The organism is Streptomyces sp. NPDC026246, assembly GCF_055567995.1.
On the sequence record NZ_JBVHPJ010000018.1, the window covers coordinates 86,822 to 110,344 of the forward strand.

Consider the following 23,523-nt stretch of genomic DNA (forward strand, 5'->3'; position numbering starts at 1 on the left):
GCCGATACCGAGCCCGCCTCGTTACCGGCCAGGTGCTCGGGAAACCTGACAGTGCAGGGGCGCGGCCATGAGACGAGCGACCTCTACGGGGGTGGAGACCTGTCGCCTGTGCGAGGTGGCGACCCATTTCGCCCAGGACCGGGCTGTTGGGGTCGAGAACTGGACCGGCCAGGACTGTGAACCCGGCACAAGCAGTGGACGGCGGACGACAGCGGGTGGCAGTCCAGCACACAGCAGCGAGGAGTTGCCCGCGCCGGACGGGCCCACGATGGCCAGGGGGCCATCGTGCCGACGAGCCGCTCGCCAACGAGCCTCACGAGCGAGGCGGCCGCCCGCCCACGGTCGAACAACCACCGCGCCCGCTGGGAGCTGGAGGCGATGAGCCCGGGACACGGACATGCGGCGGCACCACATCGCCAGAACGCCCCCGTACCAGGGAGGCCGCCGACCTTGAGCGCCTTGTTGCCGTTGCCGGCGACAGCCTGGGCGGGGCCATCTTCATGCCTCTCCACCCTGCTCACGTGGCTGCGGATGTGATGGGCGAGGGATGACACCTCAACCGGGGACAGCTCCCGCTCGGTGCGCAGTCGCCGCAAGGATGCAGTCTTTTTCCGATCACACAGTCGTAGGGGCTGACGGCATCCGCCCGAAGGCCCGGGGAACACAGCAGGGCCCGTACCGTTGCCGCCGCAGGAGCTCGGGCGTCAGCAACGGTACGGCCGGGACTCAACGAGCGTTGACGACGCTGAACGTCCGCCCGTCAGGCAGACCGGCGATCTTCACGCCGGTGGCACTCAACGGACGCCCGTAAGGACCGGATACCGGCCCGAATCCGCTCCACTTGCCATCCTTGCCCGCACTCGCGTGCCAGGTAGCGCCGTCCATGCCGAGCGCCAGCAACTGCGTGGAACCGTCGGGCAGGGCGGTGAGGGCTACTCCACGGCCCTGCATCAACTCGCCCGGCTTCCAGTCCAAACCGGTCCAGGGGCCGTTTGTGCCGCTCGGGGTGCGGGTCGTCCGGTAGACACGGTCGTCACTGCCGATCGCGGCAATCTGAATGATGTTGTCCTTCGTGACGGTCATGGAGAGGTCCTTGCCGGCGAAGGTCGGCGCGCCATACGCGCCGGGCAGGAGCTGCCAGCCGCGAGTGTCGATATCCCATGATCCACCGGCACGGCGTTCCGCAATCTGAAGATTCCCTTCCCGGCCGAAGGCGGCCACCTTGACGGCGCCGCTCGACAGGGCGGCGATGGCCATCTTCTTGGCCTTGAAGCGCCCGTCGTCCGGGCCCCCGACCAGTGCCCAACCCTGCCACGAGCCGTCCGCACCGCGGATGTTGTGGTTGAGGTATCCGTCCTTGTCGATGGCGAGCATGTGGGTGTCCCCGTTGGGTGTGGACGTGATTGCCAGAGGTCCGCCTGGGAACCTCCGGTCGACCTCGTCGCTGTTCGGGCGCGCCCACCCCTGCCACGAGCCGTCTGCGCGCCGGACGTTGTGATACATCCGCTTGTCACTGCCATAGGCGAGAAATTGGAGAGAACCGTCCGGCGTCGAGGTCACCGCCTGCTCACCGCCGGCGAACTCCAGTGAGCCGTATGCACCGGGCAGGGCATCGGCGGTACCCCAGATCCCGTCGGAGCGGCGCTCCGTGCCGACCAATGTGCCGGGGGCAGTGGTCGGGGTGTTGTTGGCGATGATCGCTGCGCTCATGTCACCCGAGCCGATCAGCGTGCCGTTCTCGCGCCGGCCACCCATGTCGAGCCAGTCGAGCTGAACGATGTTGGTGTTCTTGGCGAAGGAGGAATGGCGCCATTCTCCTTCCAGTTTCTCCAGGAGCTTGATGTTGTGCTCACGGGCCAGGTAGAGCATGTACGGCAGGCCGTCGGGCTTGTAGTCCATGCCGTTGCTCACGACGTGTGCCGCAGCGTCAGGGATGGCGAGTGTGGAGTCGACGTTCCCGGAGAGCGCGAAGAACTTGCTCGGGTCTCCCGTGTCGGTGGTCAGCACTTCGTTGTTGCGATGGATCGCCTTGCGGCTGATCAGATCGATGGCCGGATTCGTCGAGGTGGGATTCTCCAGCGCCTCCTTCAAGAGGTCGCCCCAGTCCTTGTTCTCCAGGTAGCTGTCGCGGCCCTCCACTCGTGCGTTGGCGGGCCACATCCACGGATGGTCGGTGCGATTTCTGGTGTCGAGCAGAACGACGTTGGCGCCGGCCGCTCTGAACTGGTTATACGTGGACGTCGGCGACAGCTTGTCCCGATCAGCCATGCGCGATGTGCCGATCGCGCTGCTGAGCAGGTTCACGGCTTCGAGGTGGTCCTCGACGGAGGTGTCCCGTTGCTCTGAGGAGTCCGAGTCCGGCGGGACCGAGGTACGCAACTCGATGGTGACGATCTCGTCGGGATGGGCCCGGATCCACGCTGCGATCTGGTCGATCTCGCCCTTGCGGCCGGTGACGGGGTCGTCGAAGAAGAGGCCGCCCAGTGGACCACCGTGGTACGTGTACCACTTGCCGTTCTGCTTGCACAGCCGCAGATCGAGGTAGCGGGAGCCGCTGTTGAGCTGTTCCTTGATGGGCGTCATCTGCGTCACGGAGATCGCGGCTGCGATCTGCGGGTGGTCTCTGGCAAGCGTCGCTTCGCTGGCTGTGTCGCAGACTCCCGTCTTGTCGGTGATGCTCCATGAGCCCGCGTCGTGGCTGCCGGGCATCACGATCTTGTTGAGTGGCCGGTCCCCGATGATGTCCCTTGTCTGCCACATCCACTGGGAGAGGTTGAGGCTGTCGGGGTCCACTACTCTCTGACCCGGGGCAGCGGCGGCCGGACGCGGGGTTCCGGCGATGGTGAGGCTCGCGGTGAGTGTGGCCAGCACAAGCGTCGTGGCCATGCCGCGTGGGAGCGAGGTGCTGCGGGTCATATGTGTGTGCCCAATCTGATCTTGAGTCATGGCGTTGAGGAGGCGTCTCGCGCCGGCTTTGGAAGTGTTGTGGAAGCGCTCCCAAGCCTGGGCTGCGGGCTGAACTTACGCACCGTCAGCCCGGTCGGACCAGTCGGATGCTTGAGCCAAGGATTCTCTGACGATGCCTTCCGGACGATCACCTCCCGGGCGGGCCGAGGTGATGAAAATGCTTCAGCGCAGGTCAGCGGCACGCTCTGAAGGAAACATCCGCTCATGTACGGCACCCGCCCGTACGGCGAGGAAGTGCGCACCAGGCACGAGCACTTCATGCGCTCGCGTACCTTGCAACCCGGCTGCTCAAGCGGGATGCGCGGCGCCGAGGGTGCCCGTTGCGTCGGGATCGAGTGTGATCGGTTCGCGCCCCATTGGCGCACTGTCAGATCCGGTGCACTTCCAAAGGCGCCGGAGAAGCGACAGTTGGCACCCGCCGCCGGTCTCGATCTAATGATCTACCGGCCCTGAGCCTGGCCGATGCGCCACAGGCTGGTGCAGGCTGCGACGTCGTGATCGTCAGGGCCGGATGAGCCTCCTGCTGTGCCAGAGCCGAGTTGTGCCAGCGGTGCACTGGCACTGCGCCCCGGCCGCCCCCCAACTGGCCAAGAACTGTGACTCTGCGTCAGGCCGAGGGAGAGGGCGGACGCAGAGTAGCCCGGTTGAGGGCTGCTCCTGCTGGTCACACCCGAACGACGGCGCGGGTCTGCGCGACGCGTAGGCGGGTGCCCGTCTCTCTCCCCTAAGGAGCGCAGTTCGAGCCAGCAGAGCGCGGGACAGCTGCACTGCGCCGACACCCGCGCTACTCGGTGCTACCGTATAGCGGTACTCGTTGATACGGGGTACCGCTCTGGTGGGAGGGGCCGCGATGGACGATCTGACGGAGATGCTCAAGGGCACGCTCGAAGGATGCGTGTTGGAGATCATCAACAGGGAGGAGACCTACGGCTACGCCATCACGCGGCAGCTGAACGAGCTCGGCTTCACTGATGTCGTCGAGGGGACGGTGTACACCATCTTGCTGCGGCTGGAGCGCAACAAGCTTGTCCAGGTGGTGAAGCGGCCATCGGGGATGGGCCCGCCACGCAAGTTCTACTTGCTCAACGACGCCGGACGCGAAGAGCTGGCGAGGTTCTGGGTGAAGTGGCAGTACCTGTCATCGCGGATCACCAAGCTCAAGGAGGGCGGGGAATAAACTTCTGGGAGAAGATCACCGGCAGCGAACTCACCCGGCAATGGAAGGCGTTCGAAGCCCGGGCGCAGGTACTTCCGGACGATCACCGGGCGGCGTGGGATGAGATCAAGGTTCATCTGCTTCCCCATGGCGACTTCACCGGCCGCAACCTCATGCCGATCCTCGACGCCGCCCTGGCGTTGCTCGAGGAGACAGCGGCCGACGGGCAGAGCGCCCGGGATGTCCTGGGCGAGGACATCCCGGGCTTCTGCAGGGCGCTGGCCGGCGGAGAAGGCGCTCGCACCTACCGCGACCGGTGGCGCGCGCAGCTGAACGACAACGTCGCCAGGAAACTGAACCGGCTGGGAGGCTGACGTGAGCATCCAGGACATCATCGAGGGCAAGAAGCAGTGGCGGGCCCACATGGCCCGCGTCAAAGCACTCCCGCCGGACTACCGCATCGTCTACAAGGAGATGCAGAAGTACCTGTTCAAGGTCGGACCGGTCGCCCTGACGGAGGGGCCGCTACTGCCCGGGATCGTCGACTTCTTCGAAGAGGGCGTCACCGCCGGCAAGGGCGTGCTGGAACTCATCGGCAGCGATGTCGCCGCCTTCTGCGACGACCTCATCAGAGACTCCCGCACCTACGCGGACCTCTACCAGGAAGCCATCCGTCCCGGTTCCGGCACGGCCGGGAAGTAGCCCAGGCCGTCCGAAGCAGCGGGCGATCCGGCCTGTCACTCACTGACTGACCACGCGGACCCTGTGATCGCTCCCGAAGGGGACCACTGGGCCGGGTCCGCTCCCGCTCGATCGGGGCGCGGGTCAACCGCGCGCGACCTCTTACGATCGAACCCGCGGGCGGCTCCCGGCAACCCACCACCGACCCGCCGACGGGCCGCACTACGGCTTCGTTGGCACGGGCTGGCAAGAGAGAGACGGGAGGGGATCGTCGTGGCGACCATGCAGCCACCCCCTGCCGGCACGGGGCCGGCCCTTACAGCCACGAGCCGGTGGGCGAGCTGGTGCAGCGTGCCTCGCAGCAACTGACGGACCTGGTGCGCGGCGAGATGAAGCTCGCGCAGGCGGAGATGAAGGAGAAGGGCAAGCGTTACGGCAAGGGGGGAGGCCTGTTCGGCGCCGCCAGCATTGTCGGCTTCCTGATGCTGCAGGCGCTGGTGGCCGCCGCGATCGCCGCGCTGGCGGTGCCGCTGCCGGTGTGGGCAGCGGCGTTGATCGTGACCGCGGTGCTGGGTGTGATCGCCGCTGCGATGGCCCTGGCCGGCAAGAAGCAGGTCAAGGAGGGCGCCCCTCCCGCCTCGGAGAAGACGATCGACAGCGTGAACGCCGACGTGGCCGAGATCAAGGAGAGTGCACAGCGATGACCCAGCCGCCCCACGACGAGCCCACCGCTGCCGGACCTGAGGAACTGCGCGAGCGGGTCGAGGAAACCCGCCAGGAGCTCGGGCAGACGGTCGAGGCGCTGGCGGCCAAGGCCGACCTCAAGGCCTGCGCCCAGGACAAGGCGGTGGAAATCAAGCTGCAGGCCGCCGCCAAGGCCGGGGAGCTGAAGGCCAAGGCCGCCCAGGCGGTCGGGCAGGTCCGCGAGAAGGCGGCCCAGGCCGGTCAGGTGTGGGAGGGCAAGGCGCCCGAGCCGGTACGCAACAAGACGGTCCAGGGCGCGGAGCTGGCGCGGGACAACCGCAACGTGCTGCTGGTGGCAGCCGGTGTGGCCCGTCGTGGTGTGGCTGGCTTGCCGCCGCAGGAAGGGGTGAGCGAAGCGGAAGCCTCGAAGAACGCCTGCAAGCCTGTCGGCCTCGCCCTGGGGGCCGTCAGAGGCACCGCAAAGGCAGCCGCAGACGCAGCCGAAGAACACGTGCAGTGCTACTGGCAGACCCTTCAGCAACCACCCAGCCATCCCGGCTGACCCATGCGCCCACCCGTTATGCAGGACCGTGCCCGTAACCGCACAGGGAAGTCGACGTCGCGGAAGGCTTCGTGGATGTCGTCGCGTCGTTCCCACGGATGCGCAGGCGGCGGAAGCCGTGTAGCCAGGCGATCGTGCGCTCGACGACGTAGCAGAAGATGCCCAGGCCGGTGCCGTGGGGCTGGCCGCGTTCGGCGATGACCGAGCGGATGCCGCAAGCCCAAGGCAGGCGCCGGTACTTGTGTCGTGGTCGTAACCGCGGTCGGCTAGGAGCGCGTCGGGCCTGTGCCGGGGTCGGCCGACGAGCCCGGCCACGGCCGGAACCTTGTCGAGCAGCGGGATCGGCTGGGTGACGTCGTTGCGGTTTCCGCCCGTCAGTGACACCGCGAGTGGGGCAGGTACTCCCACCGGATGCAGGTGTGCAGCACCAACAGGAGACCGCACAGCCCCCTGCCGGTCCGGCACCGCGGCCGGCCCGCCACCAGCTCGGACCCGGCTCGGGGCAGCACGGCTCAATGCAACCACAGTTCGTCCGAAGGCCGTCCGGGTCCGATCGCGACCGAGGGCACCGCCCCGTTCGGTGCCGAAGGGCTCAGCGGCTTCCACGCCGGGACGCCGGCCAACCAGGTGGGGCTGCCAGAGGTCGCGGAGGCCGTCGCGTTCCTGGCAAGAGGCGGCGCCGAGTACATCCACGGTGTCGTGCCGGTCGACGGCACCCATAGCTATACATCGCGTCTATACGTCATGTGTATAGTGCGCTGAGCCCGACTGTGACAAGTCCAACAATGAACGCGAGGCCATCATGGCGACAACCAACGCCCCGGAGAAGCTGACAGAACCCAGTAGTGCTACCAGCGGGCAGGGCACCGCTCTGGCAGCCGCGACAGCAGGTGGATTGCTGCTGGGCATCCTTACCAACCTGACCCAAGGATGGCTTCCGGGAGCTTGGAACCAACTCGCCAACTCCGGCGCCATATGGTCTGCCTCGGCTTTCATCGCCGGAGTCCTGCTCGCGCGCCGAAGCACTTTGCTCCAGGCTGCAGTCGGCGGGCTGGTCGCGGAGGCCGGACTGGTCGTGGGGTACTACGGCTATGCCGAGTTCGGCCGCGAGGGCATGGGCTCGCCGGTCTTCCCGCTCGTCTGGCTCACCATGGCATGTGTGGCGGGGCCGCTGTTCGGCGTCGCGGGACACTGGTGGCAACGTGGCAAGGATGCCTGGCGCCGCGTCATCGGCCTCGCCGCGCTCGCCGGACTCTTCGGGATGGAAGGAGTCATGTACGCCTGGGACCTGCACTACACACCGCAGGCGGTGGCCTGCTTCGCGGCTTTTGCTCTCATCCCGCTGCTCATGGCCCGAACGCACCGGGAGCGGGCCCTGACCCTGGTGGCAGCCGTGCCCTTTGCACTCCTGGCTTACTCGATCGTCATAGTGCCCCTCCAAGCGGTTTCCATCTGAGGTGGATTCCTTCTCGCGCCAACCCAGCCACCAGGTCCGTGTTCCGGCTCTCCAAGCCGATGGCCCCGGCGGCCGTCTGGCAGCTCGTCCGCGGAGTCGAGCACTGCCCGGGACAGATCGAGCAGGCTAGAATATCCAAGCGGTGCAGGATCTACTCGTGGAGCTGACCCCAGACACCGGCTCTCGACCAGATCAGGAACCTGCGATGGGCCATCGACTACGGAGGCAGCGCCTGCCAGGCGCATCCGCTGACCAGGACGTAGATGGTCGCCGCGAGCAGTGTCTCATCAGGCGTATCCTGCATCCCATCGGCCTGCGGCCGTACCTTGGACGGCGGGATCAGCGGATCCGCGATTCCCACAACCCGTCCGGAACAATCCAACTCCATGCATCCGGCCCCATGCCCGGGCCAACGAACCCGCCCCGCATAGGACACGGCCTAAGAGCTCGTAACACGATCTTGTTGAGGTCCGCGCAAGCAGCCGCCGCCTACTGCCTCTACCTCCACCACCTGGCACTGGGGGAGGGGGACACCGCCGACTTCTGGCACCGGCAGACCGACGACGTCCAGCCCCCACCCCAACCCCCAGCGTTCGACGACGGTGGCACCTGGCACCCGGCAGAACACCGCATCACCAGCACGACCACGACCCACTTCATGCGGGTCCTTGGCCACCTCGCCAAGCAGACCGTCCGCTCCCGGCCCGCCGGAGTCAGCAAACTCATGGCCTACATCCCCACGGCCGTCACGGCCGGCTACCTCCGTGAGCCAGACACCGAGCTCCCGCTGCCCGGCCACGAGTTCGCCCGCCGCATCAACAGCCTCCTTGCCGCAGCCGACCACCCCTCCATCTGGGACAGCCGCCCCAGCCGCCCTGCCCCCGGTCCGTTCACATCCCCGGACACCAGAGCGGTCGACCGTGAGCACAGGCAGACGACCCCCGAGCAGATGGGCACCGCGAAACGCTGAACATCACAAAGGGCACCTCGGATGGCCACACCGCGAGCCCCGGAGAAGAAGCCGCCCCTGGGCCAGAGTCTCTTCGTTCACGCTCGACCTGCCGGACTACTCGATGTCAGGCCGCCAGGACGTCTCGCAACTCGCGTACGACGTGCTCGCGGTGGTGCTGGGCGGGGATCGCCTCGTACAGGTCCAGGGCGCGGCGGCGGACCAAGCCGGTGCGGTAGTGGACGGGCAGCTCTGTCAGGGCGTCGACCGTACGACGGCAGGCCTGCTCGGTGTCTCCGTCGTGATGGGAGCAAGCAGCCGCGTCGATGTTCAGCAGGGTGCGCGTCATGGTGCTGGTCGGCGCGGACAGCTCCAGCGCCCGCTGCTGGCTCTCGAAAGCGCGGCGGGTGTCCCCGAGCGTGGTGAAGGCGTGGCTGAGGTGGACGTGGTGCTTCTGTTCGCCGTACGTCAGCCAGGTGTCCGACCGCTCGCCCTCGAGGAGTCGTTCCATGAGGGCGTCGGCGTCGGCGAGCGCCTGGCGGGCCTGCTCGCTCTGGTGGTTGAGGGCGTAGGCGCGGGCGGCGACCGCGGCCGCCCGCGTCGCCGCAGCGGTCGGCCGGGTGCCGGCGATGCGGCGGGCCTGTTCGGCGAGGCTGGCCGCTGCCCCCGGAGCGCCGTAGTTGAGAGGCACCATCGCCTCACGGGCGAGGACCCAGGCGTGCAGCTGCTGGTCGCCGGATTCGGCGGCGGCCCGAGCGGCGGTGGCGAACCACGCGCGGGACTCCTTCCGGCTGCCCAGGTCGTGTAAGACGATCGCGGTCATTCCGGCCATCTGCCCGGCCGTCCGGCACAACCTGGCCCGGACCGGTGCGGGCTGCGGGATGGTGAGCAGCGGACGCAGACCAGCGAAGTCCGAGACCAGATCGGCCAGGACATGGGTGGGGGCTTGGCCGTGGTAGCCGTACCCGTAGCTCTCGGCTGCGGCCTCGAGGTCGGCCAGGTCCTGGGGCGTGTCGGGGGAGAGGGTCTCGTCGACGTCGGTCCGGGCGGCGGTGAGGGCGGCGAGTGCCGGGGCGGTGAGGCCGGCGGCGAGCGCGCCACGCAGCATGTTGCGGCGCTTCATCGGGTCATCTCCATGGTCGGACTCCGTGCCGAGGGCGGCGGTGTCCTCCCAGACACCTCACGTTGCTGTGCCGTCAAGTTCAGGGGATGAGTCCTCCGTTCACGGCGCGGAGGTAGAGCCGCTGGTGCCACTCGTTGGCGTCCGGTCCGGGGCCGGCGGCCAGGACGGGGTTGGGGCCGGTCTCGATGAGGTGCAGGAGCGTCCAGGCGACGCCGTAGCAATCGTCGGAACCGAAGCAGGAGACGAGTGCTCGGGCTTCTTCTCCCGTGACCGGCTTAGGGATCGCTTCGAGTTGTGCGACGCGCCTGTCGATCTCTTCTTCGCTCGCGTCCCAGTCGGGTAGTGGGCCGTCAGTGACGAACGCCTGCACTTCGGGTCTCATGGGCCGAATGATCGGCTGCCTTCGTCACTGCGGGCAAGGCGTCGCGGCTGGTCAGGCTGCCGCTACCTCGGCAAGCGAAACCGTCGGGAACGCGGACTGTTCGTCGAAGAGCTCGCGCTTCTGGAGGCAGTGGTAGAGCTGGCCGATCATGCGGTTGAAGAGGTTCCGCTGGGCCGCCGCGTGCCAGTCGCCTTGTTCGCGTCGGCGCCTGTAGTGGGCGTTGGCACCGGTGGATGCCCGTAGGGAGGCGAAGGCCCAGAGGTAGCCGGCGTGGTTGAGCCGGTCGTTCTTGACCCAGCGTCGGGTGATGGCGGACTTCTTGCCGGAGGCGCGGGTGATGGGTGAGGAGCCGGCGTAGGCCTTCAGGCCTCGTGCGTCGGCGAAGCGGGTGCGGTCGTCGCCAATCTCGGCCAGGACGCGGGCGGCGAGGCGAGCTGGATGCCGAGGCCGGGGAAGCTCAGCAGGATCTCGGCGTCCGGGTGTTGCGGGAAGGCCTCTTCGACCGCTTCGGCGAGCTGGTCGGCGGCGGTGCAGGCGGCGTCCAGCTGGATGAGGAGGGCGAGCATCTGCTTGCCGAGCGCGTCCTCGACCAGCAGGGGCTGGTGGGCCCACTCGCCTCGGAAGACTTCGCGGAGGCGTTCGGCCTCGGCCTCGATGCCGCGCTGGCGGCCGGCTCGCTTCAGCGCGGCCTGGATCTGGGTGCGGGTCAACCTCGCGGCCCGGGCCGGGGTCGGGGCGGTCTTGAGGAGCTCGCGGGCCTCGGGCCGGCACAGGCCGTTGGTCCAGGCAGCGAAGGCGGCCAGAGCGGCGGGGTAGTACTCGCGAAGCAGGGAACGGAGCTGGTTGGCGAGCTGCTGGCGGTTCCAGAGCGAGTCCTGCTGGGCACGGGCGAGAACGGTGATCGCGCGGCCGAGGTCGCTGTCGTCAGGCAGGGGCCGGTGGGCGTGCATGTCGGTGCGGAGGATATTGGCCAGGACGAGCGCGTCGCCGGGGTCGGACTTCTTGCGCGAGACGCTGTGCCGGTCGCGGTAGCGGGCAGCTGCCATCGGATTGATGGCGAACACCTTGCGCGCGCCTGTTCGCAGGACGGCCACCAGCAGGCCGCGGGAGGTCTCGATCGCGACCGGGATCGGATTCTCGGCGGTGTCGCCGTATTCGGCGAGCAGTTCCAGCAGGATCTTGTAGCCAGCCGCGTCGTCAGTGATGTGCCGCTTGGCGAGCAACTGGCCGGTGTCGTCGACGAGGGCGACGTCGTGGGTTCGTTCAGCCCAGTCGATTCCGCAGTAGATCAAGATGCCCCTCCCCAGATTCCGGTGTTTGCGCTGGTCACGAGCGCATGCGGGCCACGCAGCGACCTAATCCCAGGCCTCGACCGCACCACGGCCGGGCCGCCACCTCACTAGCCGTTCGTGGCACCAGCGCATCCCACGGGCCTCGGTCTGCGCGAGAGCTCGAACGGCTCGGGCATCGCGAGAGGTCGCCGTGGGACGGGCTCGCACTACCAACACCAACGAGTGATCAACGCGTGGGTGTTGACGCTTGGCGGCACTGGGCGTCGCCGCTCTGGGAGGAGGCTTCCTGGCCCGGGTTGCGCTAGGCGTCCGCCCAGCACCGACGGGCGCCAACACCGCTCGTGGTGGCGGCCACGGAGACGCCGAACGCCGCCCCTCTACGTAGAGGACCATCGTCCTGGTGGGTGTTAGGCATCCGTCCGACGCCCACGTGACCGCCACCACTCGCCCTGACCACGTACCGATCTACGTTGAGGCCTTCACGGCCCGGCTGCACTTGGATGTCACGGTCTGGTACTCGAACGCTCTGAGAAGCACCCGCTCCTGCGGAACGCTCATAACTACGGATTAGGGTTGCGCAGCGAGCCCTAGGAGGCACCGGGAATGCGCAGACCGCTGGAGATTCGCTCGACAGTTGCCAGCGCGGTGACAGTTGCGGTGCCCCGGGCGATCTGGCTGACTCGCTCGGACTTGAGCGCGCACGCCTCCGCGATCCGGTTGTAGGAGATCCCCTCGTCGTGCGCCATGGCGAACACCGTGGTGGAGTCGCGCTCGCGCAGGGCCCTCACGAACGTGGGGTCGGCGAGCAGACAATGCGGCATCTGGGCGGGTGGCGGCGGTAAGTCGTCCACAAGTCCCCCTGAAAGCCCGTAGAGTGACGCCGCGTCAGCCTGACGACCATACCCACCATGGGGGCCCATGACGGGGTTATCGCCAGCCGTTCTCGTGGCTGTACTAGCGGGTGTCGCGGCCGTGCCGTCAGGGCTCGGCCGACGCGAGGTGGTACGCCGCCTTGAGGCGACGCCGGTGGTCGACGAGAGCCTCCTTCAGGTGCTGAACGAGCTGCTGGAGGAGCCCTATGCCTATGACATCGACGACAGCAGGCACATCGTCGGGGTGACGTCCGTGCCGGGCGGTTGCATCGTCACCCAGCCCTGGGGATACGCGCCGCACATGCCTGGCGTGCTGGCCCGGCTGTCCGCGGGCACCGTCTGCTACGGCCTGTACGCCAACCCCAAGAGCGGCAACCAGGGCAGCATCGCCCGGCACGGAATCCTCGAGGCCTCAGACCTGCACCCCGGCGGAGGACCGAACGAGGACGACACCGCTGAGCAGGTCCTCGCCTCCTGCCTCTACCAGCACCAACCCATCGCCTACGCCTGCGCCTTCGCCGGCCTGCGCGTTGCCGACCGGCGCGCGGTGACCGGGCCGCCCGATGTGTGGATCGAACTGCCCCGCCGCGACTACTGGAATCTGTGACTTCGTTAGAGGCTTCTGGCATGACGGTGGAGGAACGGCCGCGCCCCGGCCGCCCAGTGGCCCGGCCGTGCTGAGCGCTGGGCGGCGCCGACCACCACCGTGCACGAAGCGGTGCCGTCCGGCGGAGCAATGTCCGCCGCCCTGGAGCACGCTGGCGATGCGCAACGAGCCGAATACCGGGCACTGCCGGACGCTCGAACTACGCTTCGAAACATGAGCGCCCCTGCCCCCAACCGGCCCCGTTCGATCCGCACGCCTTCCCCGCCGATCTGATCGCCGCCCAGCGCCAGGCCGCCGAGCTGTACGCCGCCCTGCACACCCACCAAGCCGTGCTGCCGGGGTCGCGTGAGCCGCACCCCGGGTGGCCGGAGGAGACCGAGCGGGGCCGGGAGCGCTCCGCCCGGCCGGCGTCGCCCGGCTGGACGGACGAGCAGGCCGGCCAGTTCGACCGGATCCTGGCGGAGCTGCGCGAGGCCACCGCCGCGGTGCAGATGCACCCGTGGTGGAAGCGCTGCAAGGACGAGGGCATCGAGGGCCCGGCCATCGTCCGGGCCCGGCAGGCGCTCAAGCACGCCGACGGCGCGGTCCCCCTGGCCCGCGAGGACGTCGACGCCGCTGCTTGAGCAGCCCGAGCACGGCCGTTCCTGTTCCACCGCGGGCCGGGGAGCCCTTGAAGGGATACAGGGCGGCCTCCGAGGCCCGGCGGAAGACGTCCTCGCCCTCGCCCAGCCGGGTTCGCACGTGCAGGGGACGGAAGCCCGGCGGGCAGAAGCCCTCGTCGCGGGTGGCGCCGACATCGGCGTAGCTGAAGTCCTCGGAAGACATGGTCACCAAGACTAGGGCGGTACCCGGACCGGCGTTCGGTCCGGGTACCGCCCCAGGGTCGTGCCTCGGTCAGCCGACGTTCACGGCGGACCAGGCGTCCGCGACCGCCTTGTACTCGGTGCTGGACGCGCCGTACAGGGCCGACGCGGCGTTCAGCGTCGCCGTGCGGGCCTGCGCGTACTTCGTCGTCGACGTCATGTACGTCGTCAGCGCCTTGTACCAGATCTGCAGCGCCTTGGTGCGGCCGATGCCGGTGACCGTGGAGCCGTTGGACGTGGGGGAGTTGTAGGACACGCCGTTGATGGTCTTCGCGCCGCTGCCCTCGGACAGCAGGTAGAAGAAGTGGTTGGCGGGGCCGGAGGAGTGGTGGACGTCCACCCCCCCGAGGCTGGAAAACCAGCTGTCTTTGGACGCGCCGTCCTTGCTCGGCTTGTCCATGTAGCGCAGCGGGTGGCCGTCGTCGTTGATGTCGATCTCCTCGCCGATGAGGTAGTCACCGATGTCGGAGGAGTTGTTGGCGAAGAACTCCGCGCCCGCGCCGAAGATGTCGGAGGTGGCCTCGTTCAGGCCGCCGGACTCGCCGCTGTAGTTCAGGCTGGCCGTGGCCGAGGTCAGGCCGTGGCTCATCTCGTGCGCGGCCACGTCGAGCGAGGTCAGCGGGTTGGTGTTGCCCGAGCCGTCGCCGTAGGTCATGCAGAAGCAGCTGTCGGACCAGAAGGCGCCGACGTAGCTGTTGCCGTAGTGGACGCGCGAGTAGGCGGCCTTGCCGTCGTTGCGGATGCCGTTGCGGCCGAAGGCGCTCTTGTAGAAGTCCCAGGTGATCTGGGCGCCGTAGTGCGCTTCGGCGGCGGCGGTCTCGGCGTTGGACGGGTTGCCCGTGCCCCAGATGTCGTCGGCGCCGGAGAAGAGGGTGCCGGTGCCGGAGGTGCCGCGGTTGAGGTTGTACGTCTTGTGGCCACTGCGGGTGCCGTCCGTCAGGTTGTACGTCGACCCGGACTTGGTGGTGCCGAGCGTCACCGTGCCGCTGTACATGGTGTTGCCGGTGCCGGTCTCGATGCCCTGGTACTCGTGGAGCTTCTCGCCGGTGGCGGCGTGGGTGACGACGTGCAGTTCGTTCGGGGTGCCGTCCTTCTGGAGGCCGCCGACGACGGTCTCGTAGGCGAGGACCGGCTTGCCGCTCACGGCCCAGATCACCGTGCGGGGAGCCGCACTCACCACGGTCTTGGCCGAGCCGGCCGCCTTGGCGAGGGTCACGGCCTGTTTCTCCGCCGTGCCGGCGGTGACCTCGGGCCTGAGGGAGGCGACCTTCGGGGCCGCCTTGGTGGCTCTGGTGACGCCCCTGGCCGCGCCGGACTTCGACTCGTGCACCACGAGGTCGCCGCCAAGGACCGGCAGGCCCGCGTAGGTGCGCTCGTAGCGGGTGTGGACCGAGCCGTCGGCGTCCTTCACGACGTCCTTGACGACCAGCTTCTCCCGGGCGCCGAGGCCTATCTCGTCGGCGGTCCGCGTGGCGTCCGCCTGCTGCTCCCGGATCAGCGCGGTGCGGGCGGGCACGGAGAGCAGGACGGGGGCCGCGGCGAGGGCCGGCTTGCTCGCGGAGTCCGCGGCGGCGCTGCTGCCGGAGGTCAGACCGGTCGTGAGCAGGGCGCCGGCGGCGACGGCGGTGGCGATGGCGAGCGAGGCGCGCTTTTGACGCGCGTAGACAGGCCTGGACACACTAGCTCCTCGATGTGGGGGAAGTGCTGCGGTGCTGTGCGGCGTGGGGGTTGCCCGCCTCGGGAGGTGGAGGTGTTGCTGTGGGGTAGCTGTGGAGCAGTCGTCACGGGAGCGTGGCAGGGGACCGCGCTTTCTGTCAGGAGCGCGTCAACACTATGGCCGGAAACGGTTCGTTGACCGGAAGTTCATGTTCGCTATACGAACGCTTCGCCCGGCCGGTCCGGACGTGACGCGCCGGACGGGCCGGGGTGGACGGGCCGGGGCGGGCGCGTGGCCTCGAAGGTCCCGTTCGTCGGTGACTCGTTGAAGAAGCCACTCAAGTCCGCGGCCGAGGCCGGCACGAGTCTCTCCGATGCCGGATGAAGGCGCTTTCGGCTCTGGGCTACACCTGCCGAGCAGCGCCGCAAGATGCGGCGTGGATACGAACCGCACGCGCTGAGTGGCGAACACGGGTGAGCCCCTCCACGCGCGACGAATCCGGCTACTGGGTCATGGTCGCTGACACGTCCACGGACGAAGAGCGTGACCTTGATGCGCACGGCCCGGCCATGGCCTGGATCTACGGAGACGTGGTGCATCACGACCCAGAGCGACGCAAGGAGGGCGACACCTTCGGACTGCGCGACCGGTTTCGCGCCGCTGTGCCTCTGGTGGCTTGGGCGATGGTCGGCACGATCGAGCTCCTGAACTTCGTCCGGGCGCTGAACAAGGCCGGGATGCTCAACCTTCGGAAGGAAGTGTTCGACGAGCAGGTCGCATTTAAATCGACCATGTGGGAAGAGCGTGCCGAGATGTACTACGCACCCGTCGGCGCTCAACCTCCCTCGCTTGCGAGTTCTCCCATGCCCGAGGGATGGCTCCCTCTGAGCAAGGCATCTGACCTGTCGGTCTTCCGTCACCGCATTGCGGGGCAACTCTTGAACACGGAGAGCGCACCATCCATGACGTACCTCCCCTCACCCGAAGAGGTCGAAGCCGCCCGCACGCCCGCCGGCGGCTGGAAGCGAGATCAGCTCGCCGCCTGGGGCGTGCCGTGGCCCCCGCCGAGGGGTTGGAAGGACGAGCTGGCCGAACGCTGGAAGGCCGCCCGCCCGGCCGGACCGCCGGCGCCCTCGCCCACCCCGGCCCCGGCCGACTTCGCCCAGGACACGCTCGACTTCGGCTGACCCGACGACAGCGGGAACCGAACAGGATTACCCTGCCCGGCCTCGCTGCTCGTTCCCGGCTGCTCACCGGCTGAGTCGGATGCGCGGCCCTCACGCGTACTCGAGGTTGTCCAGGAAGACGGTCCCCAGCTCCTCCTACTCCTACAGCGCGCACTTCCGCGGCGCCGCTACGAGAGCTCACACCCGCCGGCCCGCACAGCGGGCCGGCGCGGGCTCGGGGCTCCGCTCCTGCCTTCGGCCCGGGCCGCCCCGGCCCCGGCCCCGCTCCACCATCGTTGCCCCGGGATGATCCACGTTGACGCTTGGTCACGCCTACGGGCCGATGTGCCGGAACGAGCCTGGTCCCCACCCCGCCAGCAAGTAGGAGCAGCGGGGACGGAACGTCAGCCCGGTCAGGAGGGGCGCCGCTCCCGGTCGCGGGGCGCGTAGTGGCGTGTGAGGGGTGCTCCCATCCCGTCCGCCGTCGACCCAGGCAGAGCCGAGCGGGCGCGGCCCATGGCGTCCAGGTCGTTCGTACAGTGGCGCGCTCCACCTGGACGCCATGAACCACGCCCGCTCCACGGTGTGTGGGTCGACGGCGGACGGGATGGGAGCCGGGGAGGGTTGTGGTGCAGCGGACGCGGCTGACGTCGGCGCTTCAGTTCTCGGGCGAGTCCGCTTCGGCGTGCTCGGCAAAGACCTCGCGTGCCACGGCGTAGCTGTCAAACGCGCGAGCCACACCCGCGTAGACGGCCATCTGGATGAAGGCTTCGACGATCTCCTCTTTGGTCACGCCATTGTGTAGAGCGATACGCAGCTGGCCCCGAAGCGGCTCGAGGATGCCCAGGCTCGCCGTGATGGTGACCGAGATGAGTGCACGGGTGCGAAGGTCGAGGTGCTCGCTGCGAGTCCACGCGTCATTGAAGGCGTGTTCGGTCGCGATCCGTGTGAAGTCGTAGGCGTTGTCGGGTTCCGTCGGCCTTGGATTGACATACGGCGCCAGGCTGAAACCAAGGATCTTCTCGGCGTTGTTCAGAGCGCGCGTGTAGTCAGCGTTGTGTTCCGTCATGGCGCCATTCTGCGCGCTGCCGACCCAAGGCTATTAGACCGGCGCACGACGCTCGGACTAGTCCACTGTGTTGGGTTGTCAAGAGCGCCCCCTTTCGCTGACACCAGTACCTGACACCAACAGAGCTGGACAGCAACAGACACGGTCGAACCTCGACGGACAACTAGTCAAGGCGGGAGACGAGTCGGTCGGCGTTCAGGGGCGCCATGATCGACCTGATGTCCCAGGCGAGTGGTGCCCCGGGCTGCCTACGGCGGGCCCAGGAGGTCCTGGACGAAGGCGTCGGCGGTCACCTCACGGCCTTCGGGCTCTTCACCGGCAGCGAGTCCTCGATCTCGGTGTCGTGGTCGAGGTTCTTCGGCGACACCCGCGCCTTTGGGTTGGCGGGGCTACGGGTGGCCTGCCAACGGGTGCCGGAAATGCGGAAGGTCAGCCGGATCTGGGCGCAGGGTGAGGCCGCAGGACCGCCGGTGGGAGCGTCAGGCCGCGCCGACGCCCTCCAGGAAGGTGCGGGCGACGAGGTCGGCCGCCTGCGGCGGCTCCAGCTCGGGGAACCGGTGTGCCGCGGTGTCGACCATTTCGTCCAGGACCGCACGCGCCCAGGCCGCGCCGACGTCGACGCGCAGGTACCCCTCGTCGATGGCTCGCTGGACGAACGCGTCCAGGCGGCTGCTCTGTTCCGTCCGGCGGGCGTTCGCCTCAGGGTCCTTCCGCATCATGCGCCGCGTGTCGACGGGCCATACGCGGCTGACGGGGATGATTCCCTCCAGGTAGCGGTGCAGGGCGACCGGGACGGGGGCCTCGGTGAGCCGGGCCTCGTCCAGAACGCGTTCGGCGGAGTCGAGCTTGGCCTGAAAGACGGCGCTGAGCAGGGCCTCACGGTTGGCGAAGCGGCGGTGCACGGTGGTGCGGTCCACCCCGGCGGCCGCGGCGATGGCCGCCATGGAGGTGCCCGGATCCTTTGCGAGGAGCCGGGCTCCCGCGTGGAGGACGGCGTTCAGGTTGCGTGCGGCGTCGGCTCTCATGGGCCTCAGACTCTATCCCTGTGCTCCATTAACACCATCATCAGAGACTTGTGAGAAGCAACACGCCTCAGAAGTGCAACATTCATGCTGCACTTCTAGTTGTCACCTCTACATTGGTGTTGCTGTCCTATTGGGCGGTGCAAGGGTCGACGAAACGAGGAACGCACGATGTCACGCACTTGGCTGATCACCGGCGGTTCACAAGGGCTGGGCAAGGCCCTGGTGCTCGCGGCTCTGGAGGCCGGGGACCAGGTCGTGGTCACCTCGCGCAAGCCGGAGGCGCTCGCCTCGCTGCGGGCGGAGTACCCCGAGCGCCTGTCGGCCGTGGCGCTGGACGTCACCTCCCCGTCCGATGCGCGCGAGGTCGTAGCCGCCGCGGTCGATCGCTTTGGCTCGATCGACGTGGTCGTCAACAACGCCGGCTACGCCACCAGCGGCTCGATCGAGGACTTTCCCGAGGACGAGTTCCGCGCCCAAATCGATGCCAACCTCTACGGCGTGGTCAACGTCACCCGTGCCGCGCTGCCGGTGCTGCGCGGCCAGCGGTCGGGCCACTTCGTGCAGATCTCCTCCATCGGCGGCCGCGTCGGCGGCACCCCGGGTCTGAGTGCCTACCAGGCCGCCAAGTTCGCCGTCGAGGGCTTCTCCGAGGTCCTGGCGAGCGAGGTCGCCCCCTTCGGCGTGAAGGTCACCATCGTCGAGCCGGGTGGCATCCGCACCGGTTGGGCCGCGGGTGCCGCCGAGCCGTCCGGTCCCGTCGCTCCCGACTACGAGGAGACGGTGGGCGCCTGGCTCGGCCGTTTCGCCGAGTACGCCGGCAACGAGCCCGGCGACCCCGCCCGCATGGCCCGCGCCATCGTCGGCGCCGTCGAGGCTCCGCAGCCGCCACGCCGCTTGCTGCTGGGCAGCGACGCGCTCGGCATCGCCATCCGCTCAGAGGAAGACCGTCTCACCGAGGCCAACGAGTGGGCCGAGGTAAGCCGTTCCACCGACTTCTCCGCCTGAACCCCGGCCGCCCCGAACGCGGGCCGTCCGCCCGATCCCACGGGCGTTCACCCGGACGATCGGGCTCCCCGCCTGATCGAACGAGGTGCCCCCCGATCCACTGGCGCGGCTATTCCACCATCGGCTCGATCGAGGCCGCGGTCCAGGCCCTCCGACCGTCGGCCGCCGCCGGCGGCCTTCGCGCAGTGTCCACCGGGCCCGTCCACCGGACCCGGCCCAGTAGCAGGAACAGCGAGCAATGACCAAGACCTTTCTGATAGCCGGGGCCGCAGGCGGGCTCGGCGGCCGTGTCGTCGAGGCGGCTCTCGCAGCCGGCCACAACGTGGTGGCGACGGATCTGGATGCCGACGCCCTGACCGTCCCGGACGGGCACCGTAACCGGCTGCGCGTGCGGGCGCTGGACGTGACCGACCCGGCGGCCGCCCGCGACACGGTCACGTACGCGGTCGCCGAGTTCGACACCGTCGACGTGCTGGTGAACAGCGCCGGCACCCGCGGCGTCGGCTCGATCGAGGACATGCCGGAGGACGAGTTCCGCCGCAACGTCGAGGTGAACTTCTTCGGCGTGGTCAACACCGTGCGGGCGGTGCTGCCGGTGATGCGCGAGCGCCGTTCCGGCAGCATCGTCAACGTCTCCACCATCGGCGGCCGCCGCGACCAGCCCGGCCTCGGCGCCTACCAGTCGTCCAAATGGGCCCTGGGCGGCTTCACGGAGATCCTCGCCCGCGAGGTCGCTCCCCTCGGCATCCGTGTCACGCTCGCCGAACCCGGAGGCATTCGCACCCCCTGGGCCGCCGCCCCGATGCCGATGCCCGCCATTCACGAGGAGTACGAGGAGACCGTCGGCGCCTTTGCCCGCACCTACAGCGCCAACCCGGATGTGATGCGCGGCGACCCCGCCAAGATGGCCGCCGTGATCCTGCGCCTCACCGAGGAGCCGGCACCGCCGGTGCGGCTCCTGCTCGGCTCCGACGCCGCCTGGCTCGCCCCGCAGATCACCGAGGCCCGCGCGGCCGAGGACGCCGCGTGGCGCGAGGTCAGCGTCTCCACCGACCTCGACGGGCTCGGCGACTTCGCCGACACCGCCGTCGCACGGATGGTCCGCCCCGCCGAGAGCTGAGCCGGGGCCGCCCCACCCGGGGCCGGCAACAGTCCCACACGGCCCGGCCGCACCGCTGTCCGGCCCACCCACTTCTGCACATCACCGGCCGGCGTGTCCCGAGCACGCCACCACGGACCCGGTTGCGCCGCAGACGACGGCTGCACCGGCGGACGCCCCGTCCGCCGAAGCGGCACCACCCTCCACGCGCCGTCCCATCGGCGTGCCCCAGGGACACTCCAGTCCCGCCAATCACCCGTACGAAAGAACCCGGAACCATGACTGTTCGCGACAAGCTCTACATCGGCGGCGCCTGGGTCGCCCCCAGCGACCCCTCCCTGCGGCTCGACGTCCACTCCCCGCACGACCAGTCCGTGCTGGGCAGCGCCGCCCAGGCTGCGCCCGCCGACGTCGACGCGGCCGTCACCGCCGCCCGCAAGGCCTTCGATCGGGGTCCCTGGCCGCACACCACCCCTGAGGAGCGCCAGGCTGTCGTCCGCCGCTACGACGGGCTGCGCGCCGCCCGCGCCGACGAGGTCGCCCACGCCATCTCCGTCGAGAACGGCTCGGCCGGCTGGTTTACCAAGGCAGGTCAGCCCTTCCTGACCCGTCAGGTGAAGGCGTACCTCAAGGCCGCCGAGGAGTTCGGCTGGGAGGAGATCATCGAGCCCTCTGACGAGTCGGTCACCTTCGACACCATCGTGCGCCGCGAGGCGATCGGCGTCGTGGCCGCGGTCATCCCGTGGAACTCGCCGTTCTCCGCCGCCACGGCGAAGCTGGTCCCGGCCCTGCTGGCCGGCAACACCGTCGTGCTGAAGGTCTCGCCGGAGAACTCCTTGAGCATGGCGCTCCTCGCCGACCTGTGGCACGAGGCCGGCCTGCCGGAAGGCGTCCTGTCCGTCCTGCCCGCCGACCGCGAGACCAGCGAGTACCTCGTATCCCACCCCGGCATCGACAAGATCTCCTTCACCGGCTCCACCGCCGCCGGGCGCCGCATCGGCTCCATCGCCGGTGACCACCTCAAGCGCGTCGGCCTGGAGCTGGGCGGCAAGTCCGCCGCCGTCATCATGGAGGACGCCGACCTTGACACCGTGATGCAGGGCCTGCGCTTCGGCTCGCTCGGCAACAACGGCGAGGCGTGCATCCTGCAGACCCGTGTCCTCGCGCCGCGCAGCCGGTACGAGGAGGTCGTCGAGGCCGTCAAGACGATGGTCGAGTCCCTCAAGGTCGGCGATCCGGCCGCCCCGGACACCTTCATCGGCCCGATGATCCGCCGCGACCAGCAACAGCGCGTCATCGACTACATCAACATCGGGATCGAGGAGGGTGCCCGCCTGGTCACCGGCGGCCCGCAGATCCCCGATGGCCTGGAGAAGGGCAACTACGTCACCCCCACCGTCTTCGCCGACGTCGACAACTCCATGCGCATCGCCCAGGAGGAGATCTTCGGCCCGGTCCTCGTGGTCATCGCCTACGAGGACGAGGACGACGCGGTCCGCATCGCCAACGACTCCGAGTACGGCCTGTCCGGCGGTGTCTGGGGCAGCGACACCGAGCGCGCCCTGGCGGTCGCCCGGCGGCTGCGCACCGGTGGCGTCATCATCAACGGCGCCGGCAACAGTTTCGACGGTCCGTTCGGCGGCTACAAGGCCAGCGGCATCGGCCGTGAGTACGGCAAGGTCGGTCTGACCGGCTACGTCGAGCACAAGACCATCACCCGCACCCGCTGACCGATCGCCGGCCGAGGTCGCGAATCCCGGCCGGCGGTCCCGGCACCCCGGGGCTTTCCGCGAGCGGCAGTCCTGCGTGTGAGTGGGCGGTGGAGTGGCAGTGGGTGGGCGTCAGCGGGCTCGTGATGTGGGTGTCCTGGTAGTGGGTGCAGGACGGGGTTGTGGTCGCTGTCATGGGGTGACCAAGCGGCTGTTGTGGTGTGCCTAGCAGGTTGGTTGCTGGCTGTCATGGGTTTCGCTGTTCCTGTGGGAGGGGCAGGCGAGGTCGGGTGGGCTGGGCCGTATGACGGCTCAGGGGGTTCGGCGGGTGAGCCCGAGGCGAAGATGCCCTCATGAACACCACCATGCGCAGCTACGGCTTCACCGGGACCGACCCCGGCGGCGCCCGCCGCGCCTCGGCGGTCGCCTATGACACGATCAGCGCCGACCGGCGCGAGCAGGAACTCGAAGAGGTCGGCGCCACCAGCATCAGACGCCTGCCCGTGGCGCCCGGGCAGCTGCCGGACATAGAGACCTGACCCGACCGCCCCACCCACCGGACCCGTCATCGCTCCCCGGGGTGATTGCGGACCCGGCCGCGTGCCCGCTCGACCGATGCACGGGTTAGCCGCCCATGCGACCTCTTGCGATCACGTCGGCCCTCACCGCGGCGGCTGCCCTCCTGCTGCCGGCCCCCTCGGCGTATGCGGCAGTCACGATGAGCGCCCACGACACGAACGAGGAAGTGACGATCTCCGTCAAAGGCCAGGGCCTGCACGTCGACATGATCACCGTCACCAGCAGCCGGCACCGCACATCCGAGGCCTTCCTCGTCTACCGGCACACCGGCTCCGCCGCGACCCGGGTGAACGTCACCCGCTGGAAGACAGCCCGCTTCCACACCGCCGGGGTGACCCGGTTCGCCGCTACTTCCTGGAAGGTCAACGCCAGGTTCCCCCACGGGACGTGGCTGTGCGCAGCGGCCAGGCAGTCGCCCGGCAATCCCTGCATCCGTGTCCACCGCTGAGCACCAGTGCGCCCGGCCGCACGGTCACGTGTGGGGACCGGGCACTGTGCCAGGACGGAAGCAGCAGGCGAGGCGGCCCCTAGGTCGTGTCCGTAAAGTCGATGGCTCGTTGCTCCGTTCGTGGTGCGTCGACATGAACTGACGGATGAGTCGTGGGCGTTGATCGCTCCGT

The 23,523-nt window shown here is 68.9% G+C and carries 22 protein-coding genes and 5 pseudogenes; 15 read left to right on the plus strand and 12 right to left on the minus strand.

What is annotated here, in order from left to right; all coding sequences use genetic code 11:
- Positions 1-21: 21 nt before the first annotated feature.
- Both ACZ4M5_RS32130 and ACZ4M5_RS32135 read right to left on the minus strand, forming a co-directional pair.
- A complete protein-coding gene (locus ACZ4M5_RS32130) occupies positions 22-414 on the minus strand; it encodes an nSTAND1 domain-containing NTPase (RefSeq protein ID WP_467742150.1) in 393 nt (130 codons plus the stop codon).
- 312 nt (positions 415-726) lie between these two features.
- Positions 727-2,886 carry a hypothetical protein gene (locus tag ACZ4M5_RS32135; RefSeq protein WP_467742152.1) on the minus strand — a complete coding sequence of 720 codons (2,160 nt, stop codon included), beginning with the start codon at positions 2,884-2,886 and terminating at the stop codon, positions 727-729.
- Positions 2,887-3,817: 931 nt separating this feature from the next.
- Between ACZ4M5_RS32135 and ACZ4M5_RS32140 the strand changes: the two genes are divergently transcribed.
- From ACZ4M5_RS32140 to ACZ4M5_RS32160, 5 genes and pseudogenes are all read left to right on the plus strand, one after another.
- Positions 3,818-4,144 carry a PadR family transcriptional regulator gene (locus tag ACZ4M5_RS32140; RefSeq protein WP_467742154.1) on the plus strand — a complete coding sequence of 109 codons (327 nt, stop codon included), beginning with the start codon at positions 3,818-3,820 and terminating at the stop codon, positions 4,142-4,144.
- Positions 4,141-4,497, plus strand: coding sequence for a DUF1048 domain-containing protein (locus ACZ4M5_RS32145; RefSeq protein WP_467742191.1), 357 nt, complete (start codon positions 4,141-4,143; stop codon positions 4,495-4,497). The genes ACZ4M5_RS32140 and ACZ4M5_RS32145 overlap by 4 nt, the downstream gene beginning before the upstream one ends.
- A 1-nt stretch (position 4,498) precedes the next feature.
- Complete coding sequence (locus ACZ4M5_RS32150; RefSeq protein ID WP_467742156.1) at positions 4,499-4,825, plus strand: DUF1048 domain-containing protein; 327 nt, start codon at positions 4,499-4,501, stop codon at positions 4,823-4,825.
- Between the two features lie 311 nt (positions 4,826-5,136).
- Positions 5,137-5,508 (plus strand): phage holin family protein, encoded by a 372-nt coding sequence (locus ACZ4M5_RS32155; RefSeq protein ID WP_467742158.1) that lies wholly within the window; start codon positions 5,137-5,139, stop codon positions 5,506-5,508.
- Positions 5,505-5,898 (plus strand): annotated as a pseudogene (locus ACZ4M5_RS32160) (DUF3618 domain-containing protein). The gene ACZ4M5_RS32155 and the pseudogene ACZ4M5_RS32160 overlap by 4 nt, the downstream one beginning before the upstream one ends.
- Before the next feature lie 124 nt (positions 5,899-6,022).
- On the opposite strand, the pseudogene ACZ4M5_RS32165 reads toward ACZ4M5_RS32160, so the two are convergent.
- Positions 6,023-6,443 (minus strand): annotated as a pseudogene (locus ACZ4M5_RS32165) (transposase); the annotation flags it as partial.
- A 409-nt stretch (positions 6,444-6,852) separates the two neighbouring features.
- On the opposite strand from ACZ4M5_RS32165, the gene ACZ4M5_RS32170 reads away from it, so the two are divergent.
- Positions 6,853-7,506: a DUF6518 family protein gene (locus ACZ4M5_RS32170; RefSeq protein WP_467742160.1), complete on the plus strand. Its 654-nt coding sequence runs from the start codon at positions 6,853-6,855 to the stop codon at positions 7,504-7,506.
- 89 nt (positions 7,507-7,595) lie between these two features.
- Here ACZ4M5_RS32170 and ACZ4M5_RS32175 read toward each other — a convergent pair.
- Positions 7,596-7,908 (minus strand): annotated as a pseudogene (locus ACZ4M5_RS32175) (transposase); the annotation flags it as partial.
- 61 nt (positions 7,909-7,969) lie between these two features.
- Between ACZ4M5_RS32175 and ACZ4M5_RS32180 the strand changes: the two are divergent.
- Positions 7,970-8,476 carry a hypothetical protein gene (locus ACZ4M5_RS32180; RefSeq protein WP_467742162.1) on the plus strand — a complete coding sequence of 169 codons (507 nt, stop codon included), beginning with the start codon at positions 7,970-7,972 and terminating at the stop codon, positions 8,474-8,476.
- Between the two features lie 106 nt (positions 8,477-8,582).
- On the opposite strand, the gene ACZ4M5_RS32185 is transcribed toward ACZ4M5_RS32180, so the two are convergent.
- The 4 genes and pseudogenes from ACZ4M5_RS32185 to ACZ4M5_RS32200 all read right to left on the minus strand — a co-directional run bounded on the left by ACZ4M5_RS32185 (position 8,583) and on the right by ACZ4M5_RS32200 (position 12,073).
- Complete coding sequence (locus ACZ4M5_RS32185; RefSeq protein WP_467742164.1) at positions 8,583-9,578, minus strand: hypothetical protein; 996 nt, start codon at positions 9,576-9,578, stop codon at positions 8,583-8,585.
- A gap of 79 nt (positions 9,579-9,657) precedes the next feature.
- Positions 9,658-9,960, minus strand: a complete 303-nt coding sequence (locus tag ACZ4M5_RS32190; RefSeq protein WP_467742166.1) for a hypothetical protein — start codon at positions 9,958-9,960, stop codon at positions 9,658-9,660.
- 51 nt (positions 9,961-10,011) lie between these two features.
- A pseudogene (locus tag ACZ4M5_RS32195) lies at positions 10,012-11,252 on the minus strand (IS110 family RNA-guided transposase).
- Between the two features lie 587 nt (positions 11,253-11,839).
- The gene (locus ACZ4M5_RS32200) at positions 11,840-12,073 is read right to left on the minus strand and encodes a hypothetical protein (RefSeq protein ID WP_467742168.1); all 234 of its coding nucleotides are present in this window, start codon (positions 12,071-12,073) and stop codon (positions 11,840-11,842) included.
- Between the two features lie 205 nt (positions 12,074-12,278).
- Here ACZ4M5_RS32200 and ACZ4M5_RS32205 point away from each other — a divergent pair, with 205 nt between their 5' ends.
- Both ACZ4M5_RS32205 and ACZ4M5_RS32210 read left to right on the plus strand, forming a co-directional pair.
- On the plus strand, positions 12,279-12,731 hold the full coding sequence (locus ACZ4M5_RS32205; protein WP_467742170.1) for a hypothetical protein: 453 nt from the start codon (positions 12,279-12,281) through the stop codon (positions 12,729-12,731).
- A gap of 329 nt (positions 12,732-13,060) precedes the next feature.
- The gene (locus ACZ4M5_RS32210; RefSeq protein WP_467742172.1) at positions 13,061-13,354 is read left to right on the plus strand and encodes a hypothetical protein; all 294 of its coding nucleotides are present in this window, start codon (positions 13,061-13,063) and stop codon (positions 13,352-13,354) included.
- 58 nt (positions 13,355-13,412) lie between these two features.
- Here ACZ4M5_RS32210 and ACZ4M5_RS32215 read toward each other — a convergent pair.
- Both ACZ4M5_RS32215 and ACZ4M5_RS32220 read right to left on the minus strand, forming a co-directional pair.
- A pseudogene (locus tag ACZ4M5_RS32215) lies at positions 13,413-13,556 on the minus strand (DUF1990 family protein); the annotation flags it as partial.
- 69 nt (positions 13,557-13,625) lie between these two features.
- Entirely contained in the window at positions 13,626-15,272 is a 1,647-nt protein-coding gene (locus ACZ4M5_RS32220) for a M4 family metallopeptidase (RefSeq protein ID WP_467742174.1), read from the minus strand.
- A gap of 452 nt (positions 15,273-15,724) precedes the next feature.
- Here ACZ4M5_RS32220 and ACZ4M5_RS32225 point away from each other — a divergent pair, with 452 nt between their 5' ends.
- The gene (locus ACZ4M5_RS32225) at positions 15,725-16,438 is read left to right on the plus strand and encodes a hypothetical protein (RefSeq protein WP_467742176.1); all 714 of its coding nucleotides are present in this window, start codon (positions 15,725-15,727) and stop codon (positions 16,436-16,438) included.
- A gap of 637 nt (positions 16,439-17,075) precedes the next feature.
- Here the strand turns inward: ACZ4M5_RS32225 and ACZ4M5_RS32230 are convergent.
- Together ACZ4M5_RS32230 and ACZ4M5_RS32235 are read right to left on the minus strand one after the other, a co-directional pair.
- Positions 17,076-17,486 (minus strand): carboxymuconolactone decarboxylase family protein, encoded by a 411-nt coding sequence (locus ACZ4M5_RS32230; protein WP_150157811.1) that lies wholly within the window; start codon positions 17,484-17,486, stop codon positions 17,076-17,078.
- A gap of 479 nt (positions 17,487-17,965) precedes the next feature.
- Positions 17,966-18,511, minus strand: a complete 546-nt coding sequence (locus ACZ4M5_RS32235; protein WP_150157810.1) for a TetR/AcrR family transcriptional regulator — start codon at positions 18,509-18,511, stop codon at positions 17,966-17,968.
- A 168-nt stretch (positions 18,512-18,679) separates the two neighbouring features.
- Between ACZ4M5_RS32235 and ACZ4M5_RS32240 the strand changes: the two genes are divergently transcribed.
- The 5 genes from ACZ4M5_RS32240 (at position 18,680) to ACZ4M5_RS32260 (ending at position 23,351) form a co-directional block, all read left to right on the plus strand.
- Complete coding sequence (locus tag ACZ4M5_RS32240; protein WP_467742179.1) at positions 18,680-19,516, plus strand: oxidoreductase; 837 nt, start codon at positions 18,680-18,682, stop codon at positions 19,514-19,516.
- Positions 19,517-19,754: 238 nt separating this feature from the next.
- A complete protein-coding gene (locus ACZ4M5_RS32245; RefSeq protein ID WP_467742181.1) occupies positions 19,755-20,636 on the plus strand; it encodes an SDR family NAD(P)-dependent oxidoreductase in 882 nt (293 codons plus the stop codon).
- A gap of 257 nt (positions 20,637-20,893) precedes the next feature.
- Positions 20,894-22,345, plus strand: a complete 1,452-nt coding sequence (locus ACZ4M5_RS32250; RefSeq protein WP_467742183.1) for an aldehyde dehydrogenase — start codon at positions 20,894-20,896, stop codon at positions 22,343-22,345.
- A 332-nt stretch (positions 22,346-22,677) separates the two neighbouring features.
- A complete protein-coding gene (locus tag ACZ4M5_RS32255) occupies positions 22,678-22,863 on the plus strand; it encodes a hypothetical protein (protein ID WP_467742185.1) in 186 nt (61 codons plus the stop codon).
- A gap of 179 nt (positions 22,864-23,042) precedes the next feature.
- On the plus strand, positions 23,043-23,351 hold the full coding sequence (locus ACZ4M5_RS32260) for a hypothetical protein (protein ID WP_467742187.1): 309 nt from the start codon (positions 23,043-23,045) through the stop codon (positions 23,349-23,351).
- The last annotated feature ends 172 nt before the right edge of the window (positions 23,352-23,523 follow it).